The sequence below is a fragment of the Acinetobacter sp. ANC 4218 genome, assembly GCF_002135245.1.
GTDB lineage: Bacteria > Pseudomonadota > Gammaproteobacteria > Pseudomonadales > Moraxellaceae > Acinetobacter.
Map to the genome: position 1 here is coordinate 83956 of NZ_NEGD01000009.1, position 26021 is coordinate 109976.

The 26021-nt window shown below is 35.5% G+C and carries 21 protein-coding genes and 3 pseudogenes; 9 read left to right on the forward strand and 15 right to left on the reverse strand.

What is annotated here, in order from left to right; all coding sequences use genetic code 11:
• Positions 1–111 precede the first annotated feature (111 nt).
• The 4 genes from cas3f to B9T38_RS10185 form a co-directional block, all read right to left on the reverse strand.
• Positions 112–3597 (reverse strand): type I-F CRISPR-associated helicase Cas3f, encoded by a 3486-nt coding sequence (gene cas3f / locus B9T38_RS10170; RefSeq protein WP_086196695.1) that lies wholly within the window; start codon positions 3595–3597, stop codon positions 112–114.
• Positions 3594–4562, reverse strand: a complete 969-nt coding sequence (cas1f, locus tag B9T38_RS10175; RefSeq protein ID WP_086196696.1) for a type I-F CRISPR-associated endonuclease Cas1f — start codon at positions 4560–4562, stop codon at positions 3594–3596. The genes cas3f and cas1f overlap by 4 nt, the downstream gene beginning before the upstream one ends.
• A 156-nt stretch (positions 4563–4718) precedes the next feature.
• Positions 4719–5768 (reverse strand): HNH endonuclease signature motif containing protein, encoded by a 1050-nt coding sequence (locus B9T38_RS10180; protein ID WP_086196697.1) that lies wholly within the window; start codon positions 5766–5768, stop codon positions 4719–4721.
• Between the two features lie 2 nt (positions 5769–5770).
• Entirely contained in the window at positions 5771–6361 is a 591-nt protein-coding gene (locus B9T38_RS10185; RefSeq protein ID WP_086196698.1) for a class I SAM-dependent methyltransferase, read from the reverse strand.
• 150 nt (positions 6362–6511) lie between these two features.
• Between B9T38_RS10185 and B9T38_RS10190 the strand changes: the two are divergent.
• Together B9T38_RS10190 and B9T38_RS10195 are read left to right on the forward strand one after the other, a co-directional pair.
• A pseudogene (locus B9T38_RS10190) lies at positions 6512–6840 on the forward strand (DUF4236 domain-containing protein).
• A 100-nt stretch (positions 6841–6940) separates the two neighbouring features.
• Positions 6941–7255, forward strand: coding sequence for a hypothetical protein (locus B9T38_RS10195; protein ID WP_086196699.1), 315 nt, complete (start codon positions 6941–6943; stop codon positions 7253–7255).
• 70 nt (positions 7256–7325) lie between these two features.
• On the opposite strand, the gene B9T38_RS10200 is transcribed toward B9T38_RS10195, so the two are convergent.
• Complete coding sequence (locus tag B9T38_RS10200) at positions 7326–7589, reverse strand: hypothetical protein (RefSeq protein WP_086196700.1); 264 nt, start codon at positions 7587–7589, stop codon at positions 7326–7328.
• Between the two features lie 602 nt (positions 7590–8191).
• Between B9T38_RS10200 and B9T38_RS10210 the strand changes: the two genes are divergently transcribed.
• The 4 genes and pseudogenes from B9T38_RS10210 to B9T38_RS17205 all read left to right on the forward strand — a co-directional run.
• Positions 8192–8866, forward strand: a complete 675-nt coding sequence (locus B9T38_RS10210) for a hypothetical protein (RefSeq protein ID WP_086196701.1) — start codon at positions 8192–8194, stop codon at positions 8864–8866.
• Complete coding sequence (locus tag B9T38_RS10215) at positions 8866–11139, forward strand: hypothetical protein (protein ID WP_086196702.1); 2274 nt, start codon at positions 8866–8868, stop codon at positions 11137–11139. The genes B9T38_RS10210 and B9T38_RS10215 overlap by 1 nt, the downstream gene beginning before the upstream one ends.
• Positions 11123–14356 carry a site-specific integrase gene (locus B9T38_RS10220; RefSeq protein ID WP_086196703.1) on the forward strand — a complete coding sequence of 1078 codons (3234 nt, stop codon included), beginning with the start codon at positions 11123–11125 and terminating at the stop codon, positions 14354–14356. Before B9T38_RS10215 ends, B9T38_RS10220 begins: the two co-directional genes overlap by 17 nt.
• Positions 14357–14477: 121 nt before the next feature.
• Positions 14478–14863 (forward strand): annotated as a pseudogene (locus tag B9T38_RS17205) (IS30 family transposase); the annotation flags it as partial.
• A gap of 19 nt (positions 14864–14882) precedes the next feature.
• Here the strand turns inward: B9T38_RS17205 and B9T38_RS10230 are convergent.
• From B9T38_RS10230 to B9T38_RS10240, 3 genes are read right to left on the reverse strand one after another with little or no spacing between them, the layout of a single operon-like run.
• The gene (locus tag B9T38_RS10230) at positions 14883–16154 is read right to left on the reverse strand and encodes an SGNH/GDSL hydrolase family protein (protein ID WP_086196704.1); all 1272 of its coding nucleotides are present in this window, start codon (positions 16152–16154) and stop codon (positions 14883–14885) included.
• Positions 16155–16179: 25 nt separating this feature from the next.
• Positions 16180–17259 (reverse strand): SGNH/GDSL hydrolase family protein, encoded by a 1080-nt coding sequence (locus B9T38_RS10235; RefSeq protein WP_086196705.1) that lies wholly within the window; start codon positions 17257–17259, stop codon positions 16180–16182.
• The gene (locus B9T38_RS10240; protein ID WP_286086728.1) at positions 17246–18613 is read right to left on the reverse strand and encodes an MBOAT family O-acyltransferase; all 1368 of its coding nucleotides are present in this window, start codon (positions 18611–18613) and stop codon (positions 17246–17248) included. Before B9T38_RS10240 ends, B9T38_RS10235 begins: the two co-directional genes overlap by 14 nt.
• Positions 18614–19184: 571 nt before the next feature.
• On the opposite strand from B9T38_RS10240, the gene B9T38_RS10245 reads away from it, so the two are divergent.
• Positions 19185–19688, forward strand: coding sequence for a hypothetical protein (locus B9T38_RS10245; protein ID WP_086196707.1), 504 nt, complete (start codon positions 19185–19187; stop codon positions 19686–19688).
• A 127-nt stretch (positions 19689–19815) separates the two neighbouring features.
• On the opposite strand, the gene B9T38_RS10250 is transcribed toward B9T38_RS10245, so the two are convergent.
• The 7 genes and pseudogenes from B9T38_RS10250 to B9T38_RS16985 form a co-directional block, all read right to left on the reverse strand.
• Complete coding sequence (locus B9T38_RS10250; protein WP_086196708.1) at positions 19816–20280, reverse strand: hypothetical protein; 465 nt, start codon at positions 20278–20280, stop codon at positions 19816–19818.
• A 363-nt stretch (positions 20281–20643) separates the two neighbouring features.
• Positions 20644–21102 (reverse strand): hypothetical protein, encoded by a 459-nt coding sequence (locus B9T38_RS10255; RefSeq protein WP_086196709.1) that lies wholly within the window; start codon positions 21100–21102, stop codon positions 20644–20646.
• 164 nt (positions 21103–21266) lie between these two features.
• Positions 21267–22193: a hypothetical protein gene (locus B9T38_RS10260; RefSeq protein ID WP_086196710.1), complete on the reverse strand. Its 927-nt coding sequence runs from the start codon at positions 22191–22193 to the stop codon at positions 21267–21269.
• Positions 22194–22388: 195 nt separating this feature from the next.
• The gene (locus B9T38_RS10265; protein WP_086196711.1) at positions 22389–22757 is read right to left on the reverse strand and encodes a hypothetical protein; all 369 of its coding nucleotides are present in this window, start codon (positions 22755–22757) and stop codon (positions 22389–22391) included.
• 21 nt (positions 22758–22778) lie between these two features.
• Positions 22779–23204: a hypothetical protein gene (locus tag B9T38_RS10270; protein WP_086196712.1), complete on the reverse strand. Its 426-nt coding sequence runs from the start codon at positions 23202–23204 to the stop codon at positions 22779–22781.
• A 200-nt stretch (positions 23205–23404) separates the two neighbouring features.
• Positions 23405–23732: pseudogene (locus B9T38_RS10275) on the reverse strand (DDE-type integrase/transposase/recombinase); the annotation flags it as partial.
• 212 nt (positions 23733–23944) lie between these two features.
• The gene (locus B9T38_RS16985) at positions 23945–24409 is read right to left on the reverse strand and encodes a hypothetical protein (RefSeq protein WP_227519133.1); all 465 of its coding nucleotides are present in this window, start codon (positions 24407–24409) and stop codon (positions 23945–23947) included.
• A gap of 645 nt (positions 24410–25054) precedes the next feature.
• On the opposite strand from B9T38_RS16985, the gene B9T38_RS10290 reads away from it, so the two are divergent.
• Together B9T38_RS10290 and B9T38_RS10295 are read left to right on the forward strand one after the other, a co-directional pair.
• Complete coding sequence (locus tag B9T38_RS10290) at positions 25055–25360, forward strand: hypothetical protein (RefSeq protein WP_086196713.1); 306 nt, start codon at positions 25055–25057, stop codon at positions 25358–25360.
• 147 nt (positions 25361–25507) lie between these two features.
• Positions 25508–25864 (forward strand): hypothetical protein, encoded by a 357-nt coding sequence (locus B9T38_RS10295; RefSeq protein WP_086196777.1) that lies wholly within the window; start codon positions 25508–25510, stop codon positions 25862–25864.
• Positions 25865–26021 lie beyond the last annotated feature (157 nt).

Here is a 26021-nt window from a genome sequence, read left to right on the forward strand (position 1 = left end):
GACTTATCATTACTAAGTAAGGCACTACCATAAAGGTAGCTTAGAAATAGTTCCTTTTATTCAATCTGTTCACTGCCATATAGGCAGCTTAGAAAGCAAGGTTTATCAGGGTTATTCCCTGATAAATCCTAACCAATCGTGGTATTTCCACTTTTGCAGGTCTTCTAGCTTGGGTAAATTTAAACTTAAATAACGCCCACAATTCTCACTCCAAATTCTTTCATTTGGATTGACCTCCACATATTTCTGCAATGCCTGCTGAGGATTCTGATTTGGCCAACAATGAATCTGCGGATTGTTAGGTAGCTCAACTCGTCGAATTAAACTTTCTTCATAAAGCCAATTTCCCGTTTTATCGTTATAGGCATAAAGACCTAACTCGCTCTCTTCTTCCTCTGCCCTAAATGCCATTAACTTTTCTGCTTGTGATTGTCTAAATTGGCTCAAGCGTTGCAGAATACCTGTGTAATGAATGGGCGTGTTCCAAAAAGCATAGGTTGGAAATTTAATCGGTACACTTTTACTCACTCGCATATCAGAGCTAATTCCTTGCCCCAATAAAATTGAATGCATGCGATCATGTTCTAAATCAACTAAATTTGGATAACCAAATTTTTCATAATATTTCTTTAAGTAGTTTGCTCCCGGTTGTTGCAAACGTGGTATAGCATCTAATTGATCTAGATGTACTTTTCGAATTAACCCATTATCAACATTCTCAGCAGTACCATTTAAAAAATGTCTATCCGCTTTAAACTCGAAACCTGTCGCTTCAAAGCCTGGGCGTGAAAAACAACTTCGATCAGGATGTTTAAAATGTCGAATATTGGTTTCCATTAAAAATACATTTGGTTTGTTATAAGCTTCTATCCGATGGCGTCGCACCCGTCCAGAAGCCTGAATAATCGAACGCATAGATGATGGTTCTAAGATCATCCAATCATAGTCGTGATCTCGCCCCACCTCACAGACAGGCGAGGCGAAAACCAAAATAATATGTTGTTGTTCTGGATATCTTTTTAACCACCCCTTAACCATGGCATGATCGTGTGGCTGTTTAGCTTGGTTTCGATCTAAAATTTCGTCTAAATATTTTTCAATATTTGCACGCATTAACAATGGAAAACGCGAATGATAGACACAAATATGAATACGTATATTTGGATCAATTTGCTGTTTTAATAATTGCTGAGCAATCTCCGCCAAAGGATCAATATTGGCAAAACGTACCAAGCCTACGCTGTATTGTTTGCCTGTATCGGGATCTGTAATCGAATTTTCACGATGTGCAAGCATTGTTGTTTGCAGAATTTTTTCCGCAAATACTTTTTCCCACTTCTCCTGAGCTGATATTTTTCGGGGTAATCCCACCCATTCAACTGTACGTCGTTTAGTGTGCTGTGCTTGCTGATTTAAGAATTCAACACGTTGTTTAGTAAATTTGAGATGGGCTTTTTTAAAGATGTCGTTCGCTTGACTGTCACTGATATTTTGATCACAAGGAATGACCTCATGATAAATACTGCTTGGATTTTCATCAAACCACGCAGCAATAATCGGTTGGTCTGCTTGTGTACGATTGGCATTATAAAATTTTCGCCCTGAACTATACGCTAAATACAAACCATTAATTTCGGCAGGTGTTAGCGTTGCAGAGGACAATAATACCCGACTACCCAGTAAACCTGCCCAGTGTACTAAACGTGTCAATGCATAATAATCTTCAGGAGAAAAATCATCAGGTTCATCAAGTACCAAATCTGAAGACATTAAACGTAACATCGGTGCAATTTGTTTACCGCCACGAGTACTTTCAGTAGCAGGAATTAGATGATCAATCGTGCAACATAAAATTGGACTCATCAGCATTTTTCTAACTTGATGATTCCCCTTTAACCATTTGGCAAACATATGCTGCTGATCAAGTATGCCTTCAAAATCTAGCTCATGATCATCGTAATCGACATAACTCTCTTCATCTGTAAGTCCATTTAAAGATTCTGAACCGATATTTTCTGCAATATACTGATTTTGTTCAGGATCAAAATTTTCTATATTTTCTTCTAAAATTTCAGATGAATCTTTATGACTATAATGCTCAAAGATTTCTTTAACTGCTCCGCCACCAACCATAATGGCTAAATCAGTTTCATCCAAATCGAGTTTGTGACGTAAAGCCTTTCCTGTTTGCAAAGTTAATGTTCTAAGACCTAGAGCAATATTAAAACGTGCGCCTTTATCAGGGTCAGCAAGGCCGTACATAATGCGTGTATTACCCAAGGTTTTGCCACGACCTGTCGAAGCTAAATTCACACCAAAAAAACCATGATTTGGATAGTCTTTTTGTATTTTACGCGCCAGTTGATAAGACTTATCTTGCCATTGGTAATATGGATTATTGGTTTTTCCTTCCAAACTTTTTTGCTGAGGTAAACGATCAAACAAGGCATCTAATCGAGTCAATGCCCCCATAAGTTGCCTAACCGATTGACTCACTCCCACCAAATGATCATCTAGTGTTTGTTTTAATGATCCAAATTTATCTGTATTAGCATATCGCTCATAACTTGGATCATGCCATTTAGGATTGGCATCACAGCTTGAATAATAATGATCTGACAACATTAAGGTTAGGCGTGAAATGTGACTCACATAAGGATCATCTAACCCAATTGAATGAGGAAGATTCAGCAGTTGCATTAAATTTCCTGCACATGAATTTGCTTCTTTACACCACGTGTCACTATTGAAAGGAATATGCTCTTGCCGAATATCCCAGCATTTCTTAATTTCTTTTTGTTTACTGGTATCATCCTCTAAATATTGTTTTGGATAGCACCATTTAAAGTTTAAGTCATCCAAAACCGTTTTAAATTTGTTTGCTTCATAACTTGGATCCTTTGTATTTAGTATAGGTAAGCGATGATGTGAAACAATGAGCCATGCGGTTAGTTTTGCAATCGGTGGTAAATTTTGAAAAGGCGAATTTGATACTTGGTCGATTTCATCTTTAATAACATTTTCAAACCACGAAAAATCATGACGTTTTCCAGATATTGAAGTTAGCTGAGAAATCCAATCCTTATCTGTATCGCCACAACTATGCACAAAAGCTTCAAATAATCTCAAAGAAATCCATTCATGTCGAAACGGATCTGCTACTGGTTTTTTATTCTTTAAAGCATTTTTTAGCTTTGCTGCAAAAAAAGGATTAATTTTACCAAAATCATGAAATAGTGCCGCGATACGAGTGATTTGACTAACAAAACTTGCTGAGTGCCAATTCTGATCACAATAATCTACTTTTAGCTGTTTTGATGTTCGATTGACTGGCACAATTCCTTCACTATTAAATTTGTTGTGATTGCCCACTATCCACAGCAACTCACTTCTACGCCTGCCCCGAATCCAATGACAACTTACTGCTGTACTTTTAGTCACAGTCTTACGCAACAATTTTTTAACTGAGATTAGACCTTCTTCGGTAATCACCGTTTGCCAGGTGTTATCTCCAATCCGATCAGCAAAAGCATCTAGCACACGCCTGGTTCGAGGAATCGCTTTCTTTTCGCATTGGCTAATAAAGGTCACAATCATAATGTTTCCTCATCCACATCATGATTTTTGCAAGCTTGCGCTTTGACTTGATCAAACATAAAGTCTAAACACTTATGCTCAGTAAACTTCTGCAAAATCTGCTGTCTAAATTCTTGTTCAGTCATTTTTTCTTTGGCGCAAATAAAGGCATAAGGTAAAACCACAGCATCCTTAATTAAATCCGCCACATCAAACACTAAAGCCCCTCGACGCGTCTTGCCATGCATGACTGCAAAACCGTGTGGAATTCCAAGTACCCAAAGTGTTGTCGCTGCTAAACCATAAGCCAGATAATTGCCATGATTTAAAAAATCATTAGCTAAATCACCTTGTTCAGGATTTCGACTAAAATCCTTTAAACCTGTACGAGTCGCTGCAATTTTATAAAGTTGCTTTGTGGTTGCAGCTTCTGCAAGTAGTAAGTCTCCGACTTTACTTTGTTGTGAAATTCTTGCTGCATAACCCGTTAAAGCCTGTTGAATATCTAAATCATCTACATGAAAGGTATATTCTTTTAAATCTCGGTCTTTCAACCAAATCTTCTGAATATATTCAACTCGAGCCAATTGAAACTGTTTAGCAACATCTAAGCGTTTGGCTTCATCAAACCAAAATTGCATCCAACCTTGCATATACTCAGTTGGACGGTATTCACTTTGAGGTGTCATCCATTCAATTTCACAGCCCATAAACAAAGGCGTGCCACCTCCCCCTGCAAAACCAACTAAAACACCAGCACTTGCGAGCATGCGCATTGCTGCTTGAGTAATTGATGTGCCTGTACCCAATAAAATCACTGTGGTATTGGCAATAGGAATATTCCAATATTGATTTTCGTTTTTAGCCTCAGTCAAATAAAGTACTCGACCATCTTTCTGCATCACACGGCAATGTTCAAGATAGTACAAATTGGCACGTTTCGAATGTAATATTGCTTTTAGATCTGATGGATTAAGCTGTTCCATTCTTATCATCAATTATGAAGAAGAGTTGTCCTTAAAATATCCTTTTCCAATAATTATTTAAAGAAATTTCAGGAAATTAACGTCACATATTGACGCAGTCTTTTTAAAGAATTTGTGTGACTCATACAGTTAAAAATATTTTTAAAACTTAATACTTTAATACACTCGGGCTAATATCTTCTTCTCTTTTCCCCCTAACCAGACTAAATACTCATTCTCTATCGCCTGTTTATAAGCCCAATCAGCAACCCGATGCGAACGCTGCAGATCCGTTAAGAAGCCAAGTTGAGAAATCTCTCGTGTAATGGCTTGATCATGCAGATGATTACGTTCTCTCCATTGCTCAAAGAATTGCTCAGATGCTAAATAATTACTTTTCTGTGAATTACATTTGTCATCTACCAGAACAAAGTTATGTCCGGTATCGGCAGGATATAGAGACCATGGAATAAAATGATCTACAACATATTTTGAATTTTTTAGGCTTTTGCCACAGTAAAAACACTGGCATTGCTGTAAATCAATTAAGAAGTCCGCGACCTGCCCCAGTTGATTGCGACTTGGGGCAAACATGAATTCATCTAGGTCAGGCAAACCATCCAGTACCACCAAGTTCTGCTTGTTTAGCCGAACAAAATCAATCCAGCGCTTCTGGCACAACTCTTCAATGATTTCACTAAATTGTCTTAAGCAATACATCACCTTGGGCAACAGCTTGAGGGACTTCTTGGAATCTTCAAGACTATAGAGAAACTGTATGGTTTGACCATTCAAATTCTGCAAATACACCACCGGCATTTGCTTCACCGTTGTTGTAACCTTCCCCTTAAGCCGATTCCAGTAAAGCTGGTCTTTTCTTAAAGCTGCCAAAGTTTTAAATTGTTGCTGTGCCTTTTGGATTTCACTGATGATTTTTGCTTGTTTACCTGTACTTTGATGAATGGTAAAAGGCTCATAGTGATTAAACTGAAATGGTAGTGACTGTTTCCAGTACAGCTCAATAAACTTTTCCGCAATATCCTGATAGTCCACATGCAATGTAGCACCAGTATCTTGCCCCTGTTCAATCGCCAGACGTGTGATACTCATCAGCAAGGCAAACTTATAGGTCGAAGTAAACGTCCCCGACTGTAAAATCTGCTGAATATGCTTTAAGAATTTTAGTTGTTCTTGAGGGGTTGGTATTTCGGCTAGACTGAATAACATATCTAAGCCTGCACTTTTCTAATCAGAATATTCATCCATTCTTCTCTACGCTCTGGACGTTTATCTATCGTAATCCATTGCTGCAACAGTAAAGCCCGATCGATCTGTTTAAGTAAGTCATGAGCTTGCTGTTCATTCAAGTCAGTAAAGCTACGTCCCTCTTTCTCACGGTCTGTATTGCCATATTTAAAAGACATGTAACACACGCCATTTGGCTTTAGTGCTTTGAATATGCGCCCCATCACTTCAGGCAAACGATCTCTGTCACAGTGTAAAAGAGAAGCACAGGCCCAAATACCATCGTACTTCTCACTCTCATTTAATTCATAGAAACTTTGCTGACGTACTTCAATGCCGGTCAGCTCCCTAGCCTTTTTAACCAGCTCGGCAGAATAATCCATTGCCTCAACTTGATAGCCTTTTTTCTTAAACGCCAAAGTGTCCCGCCCCGAACCACAGCCCAAATCCAGAATCGATGCCTGTTCTGGTAAACACCTTAAAAATGGTATGTAGAGACTTTCCATTTCGACCTGATAAGTATTTTCAAAAAATGCTTGAGCATGCTGCTTGTAATAATTTAATGTTTGATTCATTGTCTTAAAGCTAATATCTTATGTGAAATAACATACTGATATTTCACTAGATAAGTCAAATGAACAGTTCTAGGATTGAGCCAAAATCTCATTTTATTGTCCCTACTTTATTGAAATAAAAACTGAGCTGGTTTCTACAAAGGAAAATAAATGGGCTTCAGATTTCGCAAGAGCATTAAAATTTTACCGGGTTTAAAAACAATCTGACCAATAAAGGGATAAGTAGCGCGAGCATTGGCAAATCTGGTGCTTCTCTGAATATTGGTAAAAAGGGAACTCAAACGAGTATTGGTATCCCAGGAACAGGACTTTCTTATTCCAAGCATCGTCCCTATACAAATAAGCCAAATACCTTACAGAATTCTTCTCAGCAACTATCACTATTGAATAGCCAAAGTATGGAAACATCCAAATCAAATGTCTGGCTATGGATAATTTTTGGATTATTTTGTTTTATTGTAGGGGCTATTATTTTTTAGAATTAGCCGCGCTTTGTATCCATAACATTCATTCCGCTAGGCAAAATTTGATTCATTTATTACTATGGATGGATGTTAAATACAATAAAGGTTGCCGCTGATGTCAGACAATCACCATACTCACGATTATGATGAAAATGATTTAATTGACTCTCCCTTATCTCAAGTTTTACAGGAACATAATCAGCAGGTCGAAATTCTTATTTATCGACTGCCTGACAGTGATTGGACACTGGAAGTGGTGAGCCAAAGTGGTACTTCTACCGTATGGGATGAAACATTTCCGTCAGATCAGGAAGCTCTATCTGTCGCTTTAGATGGAATTAAAGCTGCAGGCGGTATTCAAGCCTTTTCCGAACTCAGTGACCTCGAAGCAAAGAATAATATTTTTCCTGAATCCCTTACTCGCCATTAAAAATGAAACTACCGGCTTGAATTTGGATCAGTATATTTTTGGATTCTTAGAACCTGTCGCGATGATAGGTTCACTTCACCCCAAACCCATCTAGGGTCGAAGGGTCAAAATTTTCATCAAACATAAACTCATCTGCTCGCTCTTTTTTTAATGTCACCAGGGCATAAAAGAAACATTTTTCACATAACTGCAACTCATATTTTTCACCATCATGCTTGGAACCATAGCCCCAATTTGCTGATAAGGTTCCAAACTCCAATTTCGTTGATTGGTTGCATACATCACATACAACATCTGTAATGACTTCTACCTGTTTCAGTTGTTTAATTTCCATCTTTGGCTCTCGATATCAATCAAGTTAAATTCGTCTACATGTTTACTAAAAACTTATTCCAGTTTGGTTTTAATTACCATTAAAAAATGTCAAGGCCGAATCTGCGACACAGAATAACTTAACTGCTTAACATTAATCCCTGTGAGCTCTCGCACCTTAACTACCAACTCAACCGAATCATCTATTGCATCAACTTGATACCCTCTTTTTTGAAATCCAAAGTATCACCACTCGACCTACAGCCCAAGTCCAAAATCTTTAATTGTGTAGGTAAATACTTAAAAAGGTTCGTACAAACTCTGCATGTCAACTCGGTATGTATTATCAAAAAAATTTGAGCATTATTATTGTAATAATCAGCTGTACTCATCCCTAACCTATTCATTCTAATCAGCTATGTGAACATCATAATAGAAACATGATATTTTCTGCCAACTCACAAATATAGCTAACTAATAGTGAGTATCCAATCGAGGAGGAAAATTTGAAACTTTCAATAATACATAAACTTTAAAAACAAGAAAAAAATGATGCCTCCTGCCATATTCAAAAACTCTAAATATACGTGAATATTACTGTATTATTTTTATTCAATAGCACACATGGATTTGACATCTGAACTACTTTTAAAGTTTCCAGCAACACAGATAAGTACTCTAAAAAATTTTAAAAAAAGCAGAATCATCATTCATCCACGTGCTTATGGTTTCAACCTGTGCTACTTAAATATGTTTAAAAATCTCACTGCAGATTTAGATATTTCTAATCGTATAAAAGAGCTCCATGTGTGGAAAACCTCAGAGTTTGATAGCTACACTATTCTCAATAATATTCACTTATATATTAGCTACTTAAATCAGGATATTAAGGAAATCACTTTAATTGTTCACCATCAACAATCTTTTTCAGATGATGAGTTAGCATTTCTGATGGAGTTATGCAGTCGTGAATTTATTCACTTCATTAAAACTTCAAAATTTGATATTCGGTCGTTAAATCCACGAAAAACATTGCATTTAATTAACACACATCTTTCACGTCAAACACTATTAATCCTTAACAAACAATCATCTTTAAAACCACATCATCAAATGAGTCTGGAACTGCTTGCACAACTACTTTCATGTTCTCGAAATCAACTTAATCAGCGCATTAAAAATATCAAGCAAGAACGCACACAGATTTTTAATCAATTATCACTACACAGCAGTTGTGTAAAAGAACTTATCGATCGCCCTGCTAGCTGTCTAAGTACAGAAAAAATTTGGAGATCATAGTGTCGAACAATCTAAATGAGCATATTGATTTGCCAGTTATTTCACTGCAAAAAATGCTTGAAAAACTGTTTGGTAATGAGCAATTTGAGCGTGCCAAACATATTAATTTTGTGGTTAAACTATTGTCTTCTCAACAGACTGACAATTGTTTGGTTGGTCTCAATCTCGATTACTTTGATATCGATGTAGAGTTTGATTCGCAGCTGCCGACACCACCGGTAATCGCTTTCACGAAAAAAGTTAAGATTAGTGATTTACCCATTACGTCATATATCAATTCAATTGCGCAATTATCTGAGTCACAAACTCATGCGCAACATTGGAATATTCTAGTTTTAAAAGCGGCCATTTATTTAATTGCTCTTCCTGAGCTTAAACCAGAGCTTTTTAAACAAGCACACACAGAACACTTCAATACCGTAAAGCGCTTATTCCAGCGCTTTAGGACTGCAAATAAAAATTTAGATACTGAAAAAAAATATCAAAATACAGAAGAGTATCAACGTCTCTGGAGTACCTATCTTCAAGATCCAACACAGAGCTTAGAACAATTTATTCAACATCTGATCACATTAGATACGGATGAATTGCCTGAGTTTGATCGCAATCTACTCAATGATATTCGCATTACTTTTAACTACGTTTTAAAAAACAAAGCGAAGATTGCACGTGCCAGTATCGATACACAGCTTCAACATCAGTTTCTTGATGAAGAACAATTCATTGAAGAAAGTATCGAAATCAAAAAAGGGGCTAAATCTAAAGCACTGAATATAGAAACCTTAATTGATGAGCCGATTAATCGGCAAATTGTTGTCAATCCAACTGACGTCACACCACTCGCAGCACATTCAGAAACGAGTCAAAGCTATGTTCTACCGCTTGTTGCAAAACATATTCAACGCAAAGAACATTTACTCACGTCGAGTAGTTTTTTTCCGAATCCATCTAGCGTGAACCATCTACTGAAAAGACTTCATGTGGACTACTCTGAATATCAAAATAAAAGTGCTTTGATCCTAATGCTCGCATTTTTGACCGGTAATAGTGTGAATGAGTGGCTATATATACAAAGCAAGCGAGCTAAAAACTTAAATAACCGCCAAAAAATGATCAATAAAAATGATCAATTCTTCTTAAACAGTAAATTTAATGTATTTGAAAACCGAGATTTTGAGTATTCAGACAGCTTGCTTAATCAGACGATCTATTTAGACATTCCAATCCCGAATCTATTCATTGAGGATCTCCGCAAAATGGATTCGGTTAGTTTCGATGATATACAACAATATTTACGCAAATTAAGACAAGAATTATTGATTCCAAAACTGTCTGTCGTAAAGGTGAGTTCTCTACTGCATCATACGGTTCTTGCAAAAACAGGGAATAAACAACTCGCAGATTTAATCACAGGGATTGATGCCAATCAGTCATCATCTGTTTCTTATTGTCATCAGAATATCCTACGATTACATGCACAATATATTGATATTCTAAAATCACTTTGTGCAGAGGTAGCAAGCACATATGAAAGCTGTGTACGTTCGCTCCCTGATTTAATAACTCATTTTGGTAGTCGTAAAGCTCCAAAACCACAGGTCATTACAGAGATTTTTTCTGTATTGAAATTTAATATTTTTTCACAAGCTGAAGACGATCTGATTGCCATTTTTAATCATTACAATCTCTGGCTGTGGCATATCCTCCTTCTTTTTACAGCAGCACGCCCCGTTGCTGAATTCCCTGGATTTCTTAAAAACTTTAATTTAAAACGCCAAATTTTGATGGTTTCAGACAAAGAAGTAGGCGGCCGCAATGGATTCGGACGCCTCATTCCGCTTTGTCCATTTCTAGTTGAAGAAATAAAAAAATTCCTTAATTTTTTAGAATATTTTTCGACTCAAATCATGATGAGTCATCCTGCTTTAAGTGATGTCATACAACAAATCAAAACGAGTAAGCTCCCCCTCTTAGGGATCATCCAAGATGATGAGTGGATACCGCTAAGCCCATCTTTAGTAAAAAACTTTCATCCCGAATTAGGTCTTGATCATGCTAACTGGCATCGCCACACAGCTCGTGCTTTTTTAACTCATAAAATTACCGAACCTGAGATTTTAGCTCTCTTTGGACATGAGCTCATGCAACAAGAAGCAGCACATCCTTTTTCCAGTTTATCCCTATCTCAATTTTCTAAAATTGCGAATGTTTTAGAGCAAATGAAAGATCAATTTAAAATTAGCGGGATTGAAGTAAATGTCATCATTCAATAAAAAAATCCAAAAAAAACGCTATGCTGAAGATAGACGTCAACTTCAACGTAATGAATTAGAAAAGACTCTACGAGCTGATGCAGAACAAGAGCTCCGACAATACTTTGATGAACAAAAATTCTCAACTGAGGACTTAATTCAAGCTTATCCTGCGATTTATGAGTTTATTAAACGTAAAGCACCAAATTTGGCTTGGAAAAAATATGCACATGAATTCTTCCGAACATATATCAAAGACCTCAATAAGAGCAATAACCTAGACTTCCCATTACCGTATCTCACCTTTGAGATGAAACGCGATGAACCAATTTTCACTTTGGATTGGATCCAGGCCGGTCATGAAATTGACATCATTATAGAAAAACTTTGGGATTATTGGATTCTTGCTCAAGATAGTTCCGCTTTTTCTAATAATGAAATTATTGGGAATATTCTGCTTTGCTCAATGTTATACGGTGGATTAAATCAAACATCTTCATTAAATGCTTTGCTCGAACATTTAAAAAACCCTGCAAAAATCCAAAAAATTTGCGATTTTAATATCATCTTTTTAGAGCCACTTTCTCCAAGCTATGGCGATCTATTTGTTGATGAAAAAACAATTCGAAAATCACGTAATTTTATCCCAGATCAGCTGACAAGACTTTGGCTCATTCATTTTAATACAAGACAAATTCGTGACATCAGTCTAGATGTGAATGCGTATCTGCACCTCATTTTTCAAAAAATAAAACATCCATACACCAACAAGACTTTTAAGTTTTTACGTGACTACGCCAATTTTAATTGGCTACAACTACAGAATGCAGATATTGATCCTGCCCTCTCACAATGTTTGTTAGAAGACACTCTCACGTGTGGTTTATCAGAACATGAGTTTGAAAACTTTGCATTCCCAAAATTTAAAACTCAATTAAGTGATGAAATCGAACGAAATGTCTCTTCTACAGCCAAAGTCCTACCAGATCTCAATACGTCTGAAGCAGTAGAAAATGTGATATTTATTCATAAAAACTTGCTGAAAATTATTCGCACATCATCAACGGACCAACCCATTGCTAAACTCATTATTGATTTTTGCCTGCGTCACCAAGAGCAGTTTAATGAGTTTTCTAAGCGCATTATCTTATGGCTCATCAGTCTCTATCAACCAAGTTCAGAGCAAATAAAAGAATTATCAGCCACCTTTGATTTTGATACAACTCAGTACACGAAGGCATTTCAAGACAATCAAAAACTCGCAGATAGTTCAATCTATACATATTACACCCGAATTACAGAACCGTTTTTAACTCATGCCTTGCAATACATTGATGCCGATGAAGATGTTAACGATCTGCTGACCAAAATTTATCAACAAATCATCAGCAATACACGCCTTGCTGACGAATCCAATCAACCCGAATTTAAGAAGTCTAAAGACCAAACGATCCGCATGTTGAAACGTTTTCACACCTTCCAACAAATTGTTTTTCAAGCAGAAGATTTCGAACTTGAATTTATCTCATCGCAAAGTCGACCTCGTGCACGCATCATTGGTCACACAGCCTTCCAAGTAATATTAAAGAAGTTAAATCAGCTCTTACATGACCACTCCATCTCCGACCATTATTATAAATTATTAAAAATCATTTATATTTTGGCCTACCGTACTGGTATGCGTATTAACGAAATACTCGGGTTACGTGTAAAAGATATCGAGGGTTTAAATCAATTTTCTATCTGGGTTCAACCTTATGGTTCAAAAAAACAAGGGAATCAACATCTGCTCAAAACGGATAGTGCGGAACGGATTGTGCCTGCATACGCTTTGCTAAAAGATGATGAGTACCAATTCTTTAGCGATTTTGTTGTTGAAAAACGTTTAGAGAATAAGAAAAGTTTATATTTATTCAGCAACTTGAATGAAAATAAAAAACTGAATAAACACACTGTCACCGTACCCCTAAAACTGATATTGAATCAGGTCTTTAAAGGGCATCATTACTCCTTTCACTCTTTTCGTCACACTGCAGCGAATCATTTATCGCTTTTACTGAACTGTGAATATGCACCACTTGTGCAAAAGCTAACTGACTATAGCGAAAACGAATATCAAAAAATTCGAGCTGAGCTACTTCAAAATCAACATGGACAAAACCATTGGTTTGTTATTGCACATCTCTTAGGACATATAGAGCCAGTTGAAACTTTCAAAAGCTATATTCATTTAAGTTATCTCATAGCTGGTCAAAAACTACTAAAATATCATCCAGATATGCCTAATGAATTGGCTAAAAAAATTATGGGCCACAATGCAACGTTTAAAAATTTGAAAATAACAAATGATGAAAAAGACTTTAATTTTGAAAAAAACCAGGCAGTTCTAGCAACTATATTATTGAACGATCAAACAAAATGGCTTCAAAGTAATGCTACTGACATTTTAGATGAACTGTCGTTACAAATAGATCAATCCCATGATTTTTTTGCTTTCTTTGTTGGAACAGAAGATTCTAAAATTTCACTTCAACGCTTCTATGAAACGCTCAATATATTGGAGACTACTAACGATCCTGAAAGTGCAGCTCAACGTATGTGCTTACCAGAAGAACTCGTCAATTATTGGTATGAAAATGCCCTAAATTTAGCAAATATTAAATCAAAAAAAGGGAATCCGCGTTTATTTAGTATTGAGAGCTCAACCCAGTTAAAGCCAGCGATGCTTGATACCGCTGAAGAGCTTCATGCGGTGACTTATTTTTTTGAACATTTACAGAAAATAGCTCGTAAAAAACCAACACAAATTGCATGCGTCCTGAATGTATTTTTGAATCGAGTGACCGCATCACACACAGGTATCCATTATCGCTGGAAGGATATCGATCAACTCGAACATTTTTACTCCCAGGTTAAGGCTTTATTTCCTGCCAAATTTTGGCACTTATTTGGACAAGATTTGCAAACAAAGTTAGATGCTAAACAACAGCCTCAACTTTTCAAATTAGCAAAAGCATCAACAGATAAACATCCATCAACTCAAGAGGAATTTCCTCGTCTACAACTCTATTCAGTAAAAGATGGTCATGCTCTTGCTGCATTTAAATTTTGCTTACATCTAGCCTGTATTGGCCGTCCACTATCTATTCAGCTTAATGAGTTAGATGACATATCACCTTCGACCGTAAATAAGCCTATGGCTGTATTACACCAAGAGGAACTTCTTAAAACTGATTAAATTGCTAATCTATGCATGATTTCCATTGTGGGTTTAACATCCCCCATAATTCTATTTTAATAGTAAAATATAGTCATTTTTCGCCAGTATATTACTATTAAAATAGTAAAATACCCCTTATTGGCTGAAAAAGTGTAGCTCAAGCAAGGTAGAAGAAATTTGCCAGACAACCATCAGTCTACTTGAGCCGATCAAAGATCAGCTCAAGACTATTACCGCAGATGATGGTAAGGAGTTCAGTCTGCATGAGTATGCTGCTCGAGAATTAGAAATAGACTGGTATTTCGCTGATCCTTATAGCGCCTAGCAACGAGGCACGAATGAAAATACCAATGGCTTAATCAGGCAATATATTAAAAAAGTAGTGATTTAAACGCCTATACGGATGCATATATTGCAGAAATCACTCAACGTTTGAATCATCGCCCAAGAAAAAGACTCGGCTTTAACAGTCCGAGTCAGGTATTATGGCAACAACATGGTGTTGCACTTCAAATGCTAATCTAAGACTATAATAATTCAATTGTTAAAAGCTTATACTTTTACACTCTTTAGTTCCTTCCAAGCAAATACTCGCATATCCTGTATTTGTTGAAGGTTTATACTGCTGTGAAGATTTCTCTACATTAACTTCTGTATTCGTAGGAGTGTTATAACTTTGTTGTAATCCTACAAAAGACAGTAGATCTTCTGCCAATGCTTGTCCTATTTTTTGATAACCTGCTTCTGAAAAATGAACCCCATCTTTTCGACCTAAACCTTGAGTAATCCAAGATTTCATCGAACATCCCCCCCCCATGGCTTGTTGCCAATTCCAATACAAAGTATGCTTTTGCTGTGCAACTTGGTACTGCACATTTTGAATCGCAGTTAATTTAATTGGTCTTATCCCACATTGACCCGCGATATTTTTTAAGCTTTCTGGTGCTGAAACAATCATAATGGCAGTATCAGGACTCGCTACACGGATCTGATTAACTTTCGAAATTAATAAATTTTTATACTTATCAACATCAATATTGTCGTTAAATGCTTCGTTTGTTCCATAAGCAATAATAATCAATTCAGGCGAGATGCTCTTTAAATTTTGCTGCCACCCCTCGTTCCAGCGATTCCAATATGATAATTCTGCTCCATTAATTCCTAATGCTGAAACAACAGCACCCCCACCATTTTGATTTTTTGCCCACCATCCCCCAATTGCTGATTGTTCTGCATTTGAAGCAGTGATGGTAAATGGTAATTGTGCCACAAACTCGACTGTTTGCCAGGTATTGTTTTTGATTGGGGCTTCAATCTCAAATTGATGACCTTGTGCATCTCGGCCCAAAAACTTACCATCCGTTGCAGCCTGCCTTAAATTTACTTTGATTTTTTGCGAAAGTTCACTTTGTTTTGATTTAATGGTTAAGGTTGCTCCATTAAACTTAGGGGTAGCGATTAAGCCCCCCAAAGTATAATTTTGATCTCGTTGCTGACGGCTAGAGATTGGCTCCCAACCATTGTTATCGTACCCATAACGGACTAAACGCTGCCCAGAAAAATACATAGGCATTCCCCACCCCATTCCACCGTTTCCTAACCGGTTTTGTAATTGAGTCCTTAACGTTCCTGTCATTACATCAGCTGCTGTATGGGAATCACCGAATTGAACAATATGAACAGATTTATTTTTAAAAGCAGTCATTAATTGGTCGGTATTAGGATCATTAAAATTGGTCAAATTACTAGCGTAAACTGGCGATCCGATCGTTAAAATGCAGAATACACCTAAATAAACTGACTTTTTAATCAACATAGACTTAACCTGTATTTTATTGAGTTTAATGAATAATTTTTAGATGGCTTGAAATAACTTGTGCAATCAGTTTCTGACCGTCTGTTGAAAAATGGATTCCATCAGCACTACGCATTTTAATAGAATCTCCATTTTTAGTAACATATTCATTGTAAATATCGTTTTTTCCACCGAGTAATGGTCTGGAATCAATAAAAAATGCCTGATGCTTTTTCACTTCATCACTAATGACTCGATTTAAATATACCATCTGCTGATTCAACGAATCTTTTTTCATGTTTGGTGGACTCAACCACATCACACTAATTCGATTTTCTTTAGCTGTTTGAATGATTTGAGAAATGCGAGAACGATAGACAGTCTCCCATTCAGGCGATTGAAATTTAAGGTAACTTCCACCTTTAGGGTTTGGCATATCCCAAGGATCGTTCGCTCCTAAGAACACAACTAAAACTTTAATTTGCTTATTTGCAGAAATAGTATCTTGAATTGTTTTAGGCCAATCGAAGAAGCTTGGGTAAGATAAGCCGGTACTTTGTTTACTCAAATTAATGGTTTTAATATCAAATTTTTCTTGCAAATGCTTTTGCACATGCGGCGCAACCCCCTGCATTAATGAGTCACCTGCAAAGAAAACTTGGTCAGTTTTAGTCAAGGTAAATTGGTCAAGTAAAGCTTGATGTACCCTTGCTTGTTCTTCTTTTGCTAATCGGATCTTTTCTTGTTTTTCAAGGTCTAGCAAGTACTTGCGATATTCTGGTGTATAAGCATAATGCTCATTGTATCGGCTTATGATGTCGGTATTCAATTGGCCAACAATGACTTTATTCAAGCCATGTTTCGTATATAAAAGATCACCAATCTGCCCACCTAATGTCCATACTTCAAATTTTTCTAACTTAGATAAAGGGCTTTCTTTATGATAAGTCTGCTGAAAATAGGCATTGACTGAATTTTGCATAATCCAAATTGATAAAAATGCAAAAAAAATCAGAGTAACAAGAATAAAAATATAACTCTGGACATGATCACCAGCTTGATCAAATTCCTGAGTATTAATTTCATATTCAAGCTCTAGCATTTTTGATTCATTAGAAATTTGCATATATAAATCCAGGAATTCCCGAGGGTGCACAAATGATAATAGTGATGAAAATAGTGAAGAGCGGTACTAGCAATGCATATCTTGGGATCTTTCGTTGATATGAACTTAAATTACTCAATGCCCGATAAACAAATGGGTAAATCATCCAAGCTATCGTTAACAAAGTCAGCAAATATAATGGGTTACTAGTCCACTGGACATTAATATAATTACTTAATAAGGCTCTAAATACTTGCAATGCCTCTTCGAAGGTTTTGGCTCTAAAGAAAACAAAGCAAAAACTAACAAAGGTGATTGTTAAAAATATGCTAGTGGTTTTACCTATCCAACTTGATTTTGCAAAAGCATCACGTGCATGTTTTATGTCTACTTTAAAGACCTTTTGATAGACTTTATCTGAGATATTAAGCAGTACTAATGCTAAGCCGTGTAACAATCCCCAGATAAAAAAATTCCATCCTGAACCATGCCAGATACCTGATAACACCATTGCAATCACTAGATTTAATTGGGTTAGTGTAAAACCACCCCGGCTTCCCCCTAGCGGGATATAAATATAGTCTCGGATCCAGGTAGACAAACTGATATGCCATTTATCCCAAAAATCACGAATGTTGTGGGCAAGTAATGGAGCTCTAAAGTTTACAGGTAATCTAAAACCCAACAGCAGGCCAAAAGCGATCATCATTTCACTGTAGCCGGAGAAATCAAGAAATAGCTGCAAGGTATAACCATAAATCGCAGCTAATATTTCTAAACTATGATATTGCATTGGATTAGCGAATACGGGATTTACCCATTGATCCGCAATCCAACCCGCAATCCACCATTTTTTTATTAACGCTAAAACCAGAAGTATTAAAGCCAAGCTCGGTAATAAAATTTTACGGGGCTGATTCGTCGTTATCTGTGTACTCATTCCACAAGACTGGCCACTAATATCAGTCAGCCCCTTTGCATTCTGAGCACGAGCGATAGGGCCGGCAGTTATAGTTACAAAGAATGAAAAATGCATTAAAAGTTGAATTAAATTAAATCTAGGACAATCTATTTCATTCCTATAACGACTAACCAAATAACTAATCGCTTGGAATGAGTAATAGGAAATGCCTAAAGGTAAAATTAAATTTGCTGCCAATCCGGAATTATCTAAATTAAATTTATCTAAAAATTCAGAAACTATAGGTTTAAAAAAATCATAATATTTAAAGATACTTAGCTGAATTAATGTTATTACAATTCCAGAAATTAATAATTTTTTCTTAATTAAAACATATCGATCCATTAATATAGATATTAAATAAACTATCAGACTAAAGACAAGTAAAATGATGATAGCTAACCCACCAGCCATCAAAAAAACCAGCAAATAACTTGTAATAACGAGAATCAGATTCTGAATCTGAGGCTTATTCCTAAATACCCAATAAATTGCAAAAAATAGAATAAACGACAATGCGAATTCTATAGATAAAAAAGAAAACATTTTTTTATTCAGTTACAAAAAATTACCCAAATATAACATTATTTTTAAAAAAATATTTATTAGATTTATTAATAAATTTATTACATTACTTAAGATAAACTCATTAAATAACATAATGAATGGCACTGAACTATATAATTTTTTTAGCCCATAAATATAAGATTTTTAACTTCTATTTAGGAAAACTATAAATTAAATCTGAAATCATATTATGTAATAAATAAGTAAAAAGAATCTTTTGGAATTCTATTATTTTCCTAAGAGTTCCTTTTATCTAATTCCAAAAAAATTCGGCTCACTTTATATGGTTTATTTCAAGCTGATTCTACTTCAGCTCAAATAGGAGTTAGTTTATTTATTTTTGGATTATCAACTTGTATCAAGGATATATTTTTTAAATAAAATTAACTACAATCAATAATTTAAAATAGAGAATTTCATGCAAATAAATATTTTTAAAACTTCTGCTTTAGCCCTTGCCATCACCGCTTTGACAGCATGTTCTAAACCTAATGAAAAAACTGTTGAATCTGTACCCGTTTCTAATACTGTTCCTGAAGCTGTAGAAATTCCTGTGTCTGAGCCTATTTCTGAAAAATCAAAGAATGAAGAAGCTGCTAATCAAGCTTTAAGTGAATACAAAAAAGATAAGGAAGATAGAAAGTATAAAAAATATGCAGATGCAATTATCTATGCAATTGATGAAAATCAAAGTTTAGATTATGAAATAAATAGTGCTGCCGAAGTAGATAGTCTTTTTCAAGTCACTGAAATTGAAGACTTGAAGTTTGTTAAAGGAACAAGTAATTCGGCCACCTATAAAGTAAAAGTTGGAGTAATTAGAGGTGGGCATATCACATCTTCTTGTACTGTAATTGCTACATATGATGACTCGGCAGGTCTGATTGATTGGGAAATCCCATCGGAATGTCATGATTTTTAATGTTGTAATTGGAGATTAGTACATCAACTAATCTCCATTATGCTTACAAGAAATTTCTTTTCTTAACTAAGTTAATTTTATCAAATATTCTTATTAAGAATTCTAAATTGAGGGAAATTTAGATATATTAACATGTACCATTTTTCACAATAGATATTAGTTCTTTTCTATAACTTCCTGGATCATAAACGTCAGTAATTTTACATCCTTGAGCATCACATTTCACATCAAAATCAACATGAAAACTTTCTCCGAAATTTTTAGCCTGTGCGCGTACACGTCCATTTGGTAGTACCGAGTACTTTATTTTATTAGCACGAACATCATAATCATTGCCCGGAATAAGCACTTGACGCACCCATTCACACATATCTCCTTCATGACGATCTGCAATAGCATCTCGCTTCTGAATTAGTAAGCGCAATTCTTTGGATGCATGTAGCTTTAATACATCAATCCCCATCAAGTCTTCATTTAAGTGATCTTCATATACTTTTTTAACAAAATTTATTTTTTCCTGCTGAGAGGAGTTGGCATAGCCTGTACCCGAAGATAAAATGCATAATGCAGTTAGAAAAATTTTTAATTTCATATTTTACTAAAGTATTTGATATTTAAAATAAATATTAATGTTTATTAATATTAAGCACAAGAAAAATTTGCATATTTGTATAACAGCGTGGCGTGAAGCTTTTTATAATAATAAGAGGATCATTTTGAATGCATGTAATAGCCACTTTGGTTTATAAGAATATTTGTCAAAGTGTCCATCTTTAATAAGAATGGGTGTCTAAGTAATTATTGATTTTTCAACTATCCACTAAAAATAATTCTCATACATATGTCATATTCATGGACAAACATCAGCAATTACTCTCATCGCTATACCAACGGTTATTCGCTGTATGCTGTCCAATTTGCTTTATAAATTACTAATTAAATTTATAAAAAGAGATTAACTATAAGATTCACATTTCATAGCTTTGGCTGGTGTTATATTTTTCGCACTCACTAAGTGACTAGAATCATATCCTTCAGTTTCTGCAATGAGTAATCTATAGTTTTTGATGGTTACTGTAGCTTTACCTTCATACGTACAATAGCCTTTCTTAATGCTGTTTGGCAATTTAAAGGTTTTCTTTGCTGTTTCAAAGTTAGAAAAACAGAACCATGCAATACGTGTGTCGCCTTTAGGTCGAGGAATTAACGATGATGATTTTTTGTCTGGATAAAAGCACACATCATCCCCCATATAGTCCACATACTCAGGATCAAGATTCCGTGAATATGTACCGGTTAAATTGGTTTGTCCTGTGTAATATTTTAGCTCTCCCTGGGTTTTTTGATATTGAAAAGCATGTGCACCCACTAACATTGGACATAACACTGTAATACAAATAAAGAGTTGTTTCATTTTTACCCCTAAGTTTATTGTGCTGTTATCCACTTGATACAGCACTGTAGAATTTTTAAGCTGCACATATGTCACCCTATTCTAAATAGCTGTCAAATGTGGCTATGGTTTCTCATCTCTTTAGAAAAGATGATGGCACCCATTTCAGCACTGGTTGAGTTTGATTACTGATATTCTTTTTTCTCTGCATTGTAATTCACAACCAACGATTGATTGGCCGGTTCAATACTGCTGAAGTCTGCATTGGGTTTTTCCCCACTATAATTGACTTGGATTGGAAAATATTTTTTCCCATTGTCAAGGACTTGAATCGTACTGTCGAAGCTAAAATGCAAAGGAGATTCGGGTTCATGGTTTCCTGCATTGTCACCAGCTGCGTCAGCGACACCATAAGCACCAATAAAATCATCTTCAGGTAAGTGAATCACGTTCCAAGAACTACTCGTTTCACCTGTGCTGGTATAACTACTTTGATAAAAGCTGCCAATAAGTTTCTTACCAATCGGCTGCATATTATTTAGAATTTGTTCTCGATCTAAATGTACACGTCCATAGCTGCCGCCATATTCTTGTTCGGGTTGGCTCTTACTGACTATTTGAAATTGTCCATTAGTGAGTTTTTTAAAGCTATATAAGTCCAAACTACCGACACAAGCATGACAACTCACCACACTCCCATTTTCCATCACTTGCACTTTTTCAATCATGACTAAAAAGCGTGCTTCACCTTCCATATTTCGATAGTTAATAATTGGATGCATGATCGCAACGGTATTTTCACCAGCTTCATCTGGCGAACCAATTGCTACAAAATTTTGTGTTTCAAGTTCACCTTCATTTACAAAAACATTACGCATATTATCTTTGTAAAATAGGCGCATAACTTCTTTAAAACTTAATTCATTTAAACGTGCATCCACCAAGTCTTGACTAAGGAAACCAGATTTTTTTGATTCAGGTGATTGCTGTGTGGTTTTGGGTTGTTGAACTGTAGCTGTTGCAGTCGACTGCCCGCTATACCCTAAATAACCCCATACTGCTGCACCACCTAATACAATCCCAGTAACACTACCTAACCATGCATTTTTCATCTTTTTTTTAACTCGATGTAACGTTTCATAAAATTTTAAATGGGATGTTTTCCCTTAAACAAACTTCTACTATAAAAAGCCTTTTTCCCCATTTTAGCTAGTTCAATTTGCTATGCTAAAACTTAAATTTTTAGTCGATAATCGATAAGAAATTGGCAATTTTGGTTTGTTCTTCTAGGGATGGATACAACATACTTAGAAACCTATTTTTCCCGTTTGTTTAAAGTCTTTCTTTTTCATCCACCCCTCAACTGTAGATCCATCGTTGCGAACATACATGACGCTGATCCATGTCTGATTACTGATACGAATTTCTTCATAAGCAATGATGGAATCTTTAGGAATCAAAAAAAGACTTTTTTGTTTACACTGTTCAGTGGGTGCCGTATAAAAATAAGTCCGAAAACCCTTTTGACCTGTCACTTCAAATGAAAGTCTAGGCTGATACATGGCTGAGCGCTGACTAGATTGTGAATTCAGTGCGGAGCAGGATTGTGCATGTGCTGATATAGTCACAATCGAAAGACCGATAACTGCAAAGAAACTTCTGATTAAATTTTTCATTTTTTCCCGACCATTGGTTTTTTACCAAAAACGTACATGTTCAGTAGATACATCACTCTGAATAATCACCCCTCTTCTAAGATCAAGCTGACTTTCATCTGTGTTCAATGTTTTTAGCCGATAGGTTTTTTGATCACCCAAGTTTTTAAGCTCCCAACTATCCATACCTAGATAACGACTCACATCCCCATCTGGCCATCTAATAGTCAATAATGGTAAGGATTCATTCGCCCCGTAAATTTGCTTTGTTACTGAATCAATTGATGCTTTCACCATTGAACGTGTGACTACACACTTTTTACTGGCAGCTTTACCTTTATAAGCACAATTGAATGATGCCGAAGCCTGAGAAGCATTCATAAATTTATTGATTGAAACTTCTGCATTGATCTGCATGGAGCCAAATAAAAAAGTCAGCGCTAGCCCGATTTGAATGATAAACTTCATATTCCCTCTTTAAACCCAAATTATTTTTTAATTAAAAATAACAACTTATGATACATAATGTATTTGAAAACTATTTAAAATTCACGTTCAAAATAAATTTATTTTTGCTTCACAATATATTGAAATACGTGTGAATATTTCCTTTTAAGGCACTGTTGCAAATAGAAACTTGAGTCGATGGTGTTCCCTTTAAAAAGTGCTTAGAGACCGAAAAACCTATCCACTAGATACACTTCACCCTGAGGCTGACCATAATAAAATGACGAAGCTTGTCCTTTACGTAGTGCACGCATGACTTCAATACCTTTTAATTGTGGCATAAGCCGTCTTCATAGATTTGAATCCTAAGGTGACCCTGATGATCCGCTTTAGCTTGCCATGATCACATTCAATCACGTTATTTTTGTACTTAATCTGCCTGTGCTCAAGGTCTGATGGACATTTTCCTTCCCATTTTAACGGTGATAAAGCACGTCCATATGTGGGTGCTTTATCCGTATTGATCACTTTTGGAATTTGCCACTTCTTCTGCCATATTTACAATACCAACGCACAACCCAAAGGATGATCTCACCCTGAAAATGCCAATCATGGAAGAGATTCATATGCTGCACCTTTAGCTAAAAGAGCATTCAGCTTACCATTAGTGGTTATTTGCAACAGTGCCATTTGGAAAGCTTGGAAATACGGGCTTTTTCATGTATGAAATATTTGTGTCAAAATTTCATGCAAATATGAAATTAACAATATGGTTTTTTAGCTAGCTGTTGCATTTCAATCTTATAACTCTCTGGGTCGTAAACATCATCAACTTTACATGATTTAACATCACACTTTACTTTAAAATCACGATGAAATTTTTCACCAAAATTTTTACCTTGTGCTCTTACAAGACCATTACTAAGAACTGTAAATTTCATCCCACTATATTTTGTATCACTATCATTACCTGGGATATAAACATAACGCACCCAGTCACAATACTCTCCACCAAATTTAGAATGGATCGAATCTCTTGTATTAAGTATTTTTCTAAACTCGGGGGTTGCATTAGCTTTTAACGTATCGGTTCGGCTTAGTGAACTCAATTCAATTTTATAAATATTTTTTATTAAATCTACTTTTCGAACTTGTTCATTATTTGCATGTGCAAAATTGGATAAGCTAAAAGATAAATACAAAAATATTAAAGGTAATTTTTTCATAATTTAAGAAGACATATTATTCCTAAATATTTTATATTTATAAAGTTTTATTTGCTATCTAAAAATTTTAGAAAGTAAAATTTTTTTCTCAGAACTTTTATGCTCAATTAACTTCTGGTATAGGAGTTGCTTTAACCATGCTTCATTAGCCTTGACGTACTCAAGCAACTTGTCTAGCAATTCTACTTGATGTTGTAATTTAGCTGTAATAATGTATATCGAAGCCAAGAATGACTGGGCTAAAAATTAAAAGTACTAAGGCTAAATAAACTAGCCTTTTAGCAATATAACTAACCTTTTATATTATGAGAATCTTGAAAGGGAGCTTTAGATGCACTCTCTATTAATCCGAATTCTGCTTAAGCGAATGCTTCGCAAATTTGAATAGTTGGCCTATTTTGATGACAAAGCTGATAAGCACATAAAAGATTCATTAATTTTTTGCAGAAATCATCCAAAATACAAAACAATTCGGTAATATAATTCATTGAAAGCCTTTTTATGATATTTTATCTTTAAAATCAATATTTTGCAAATATAGGTTTTTTCTACTCTTTTTTTATATCGCACTCAGGTTAATTTAACTAAATTTTAAAAAATTAGTTTTATAATCGTTCTTTATTATTACTTATCAGGGGGTTAAAAATGAAAGCATTCAAACTATTGGCTATTGCAGCAATCTTTTCTACATCTAGCATTTATGCAGCCACAATTACCACTAAAGTCACAAGTAAATTGGAATGGAGTGAAGAAGGCGCTTACTTATCTTCAAGTAAGGGAGATATTGCTATCTACACGGTAGGCATCTCAACCAAGCAATTCCAAAGCCTAAATTCCATTAAAAAGGGGGATTGTATCCTTATTACTGCTGGTGACAGAAAATTAGAAAAATCTGAGGGCACTATATCGATTATGGCATTCCAGAGTGCGAAAAAAGTAGCTTGCAAATAAAGGATAAAGTCCTTCTTCACTTTTTAGTTATGATTGCGTCAGTGTATTAATGCTTGAAGATCGGTAATTGTGTGATCAGAACCATTAAAGCCGATTAGCTTAAATTGTCTCTAAAACAATAAATGATGAATTACCATGGAACTTAATATGAAAAAATTAAATCTATGCCTCATCCTATCATTCGGATTGTTATCTACCTTTCCCATGCTTGCTCAAGCAAAAGTAAAGGAAGCAACCTGTCAAATTGATGAGGGCGGTCAAACACGTTACAAAGGGAAATGTAATTTTGAACCGCAAGGGGGTGGAAGCTTTTATATCAGCCATCCAAATATCACTAAAAAAGTAAAAGTTGAAGGGCTTATGGTCATGATCGAAAGTAAAGATCAGGCTGTTGTCCAAGCAACTAAATTAGGCGGTGGTGGTTCTATATGGGGTGAAGCTGTACGCTCTCAAAAACAAAAAGCATGTTGGGTCGGCAGTGATTTTAAAGTTTGTGTATGGTAATCACTCAGCGTAATCAAATTTCACGCTATGACTGAATAACAAACATGCTGAAAAAATAAGGGAAAGTATTCCCTTATTTTTTTAGAGAAATTAAGAAGAACTATTTGAGTCTCAAAGAATTCAACATAACTCCTATATCACATATGGACTGCTCCCA

Bases quoted from the DNA above. Each gene is read 5' to 3' on its own strand.
- B9T38_RS10295 (WP_086196777.1), top strand. From the start codon at position 25,508: ATGAAAAAATTAAATCTATGCCTCATCCTATCATTCGGATTGTTATCT.
- B9T38_RS10290 (WP_086196713.1), top strand. From the start codon at position 25,055: ATGAAAGCATTCAAACTATTGGCTATTGCAGCAATCTTTTCTACATCT.
- B9T38_RS10265 (WP_086196711.1), bottom strand. From the start codon at position 22,757: ATGAAAAATTTAATCAGAAGTTTCTTTGCAGTTATCGGTCTTTCGATT.
- cas3f (WP_086196695.1), bottom strand. From the start codon at position 3,597: ATGATTGTGACCTTTATTAGCCAATGCGAAAAGAAAGCGATTCCTCGA.
- B9T38_RS10185 (WP_086196698.1), bottom strand. From the start codon at position 6,361: ATGAATCAAACATTAAATTATTACAAGCAGCATGCTCAAGCATTTTTT.
- B9T38_RS10235 (WP_086196705.1), bottom strand. From the start codon at position 17,259: ATGCAAATTTCTAATGAATCAAAAATGCTAGAGCTTGAATATGAAATT.
- B9T38_RS10245 (WP_086196707.1), top strand. From the start codon at position 19,185: ATGCAAATAAATATTTTTAAAACTTCTGCTTTAGCCCTTGCCATCACC.
- B9T38_RS16985 (WP_227519133.1), bottom strand. From the start codon at position 24,409: ATGAAAAAATTACCTTTAATATTTTTGTATTTATCTTTTAGCTTATCC.
- B9T38_RS10255 (WP_086196709.1), bottom strand. From the start codon at position 21,102: ATGAAACAACTCTTTATTTGTATTACAGTGTTATGTCCAATGTTAGTG.
- B9T38_RS10260 (WP_086196710.1), bottom strand. From the start codon at position 22,193: ATGAAAAATGCATGGTTAGGTAGTGTTACTGGGATTGTATTAGGTGGT.
- B9T38_RS10270 (WP_086196712.1), bottom strand. From the start codon at position 23,204: ATGAAGTTTATCATTCAAATCGGGCTAGCGCTGACTTTTTTATTTGGC.
- B9T38_RS10195 (WP_086196699.1), top strand. From the start codon at position 6,941: ATGTCAGACAATCACCATACTCACGATTATGATGAAAATGATTTAATT.
- B9T38_RS10240 (WP_286086728.1), bottom strand. From the start codon at position 18,613: ATGGCTGGTGGGTTAGCTATCATCATTTTACTTGTCTTTAGTCTGATA.
- B9T38_RS10210 (WP_086196701.1), top strand. From the start codon at position 8,192: ATGGATTTGACATCTGAACTACTTTTAAAGTTTCCAGCAACACAGATA.
- B9T38_RS10230 (WP_086196704.1), bottom strand. From the start codon at position 16,154: ATGTTGATTAAAAAGTCAGTTTATTTAGGTGTATTCTGCATTTTAACG.
- B9T38_RS10220 (WP_086196703.1), top strand. From the start codon at position 11,123: ATGTCATCATTCAATAAAAAAATCCAAAAAAAACGCTATGCTGAAGAT.
- B9T38_RS10180 (WP_086196697.1), bottom strand. From the start codon at position 5,768: ATGTTATTCAGTCTAGCCGAAATACCAACCCCTCAAGAACAACTAAAA.
- cas1f (WP_086196696.1), bottom strand. From the start codon at position 4,562: ATGGAACAGCTTAATCCATCAGATCTAAAAGCAATATTACATTCGAAA.
- B9T38_RS10250 (WP_086196708.1), bottom strand. From the start codon at position 20,280: ATGAAATTAAAAATTTTTCTAACTGCATTATGCATTTTATCTTCGGGT.
- B9T38_RS10200 (WP_086196700.1), bottom strand. From the start codon at position 7,589: ATGGAAATTAAACAACTGAAACAGGTAGAAGTCATTACAGATGTTGTA.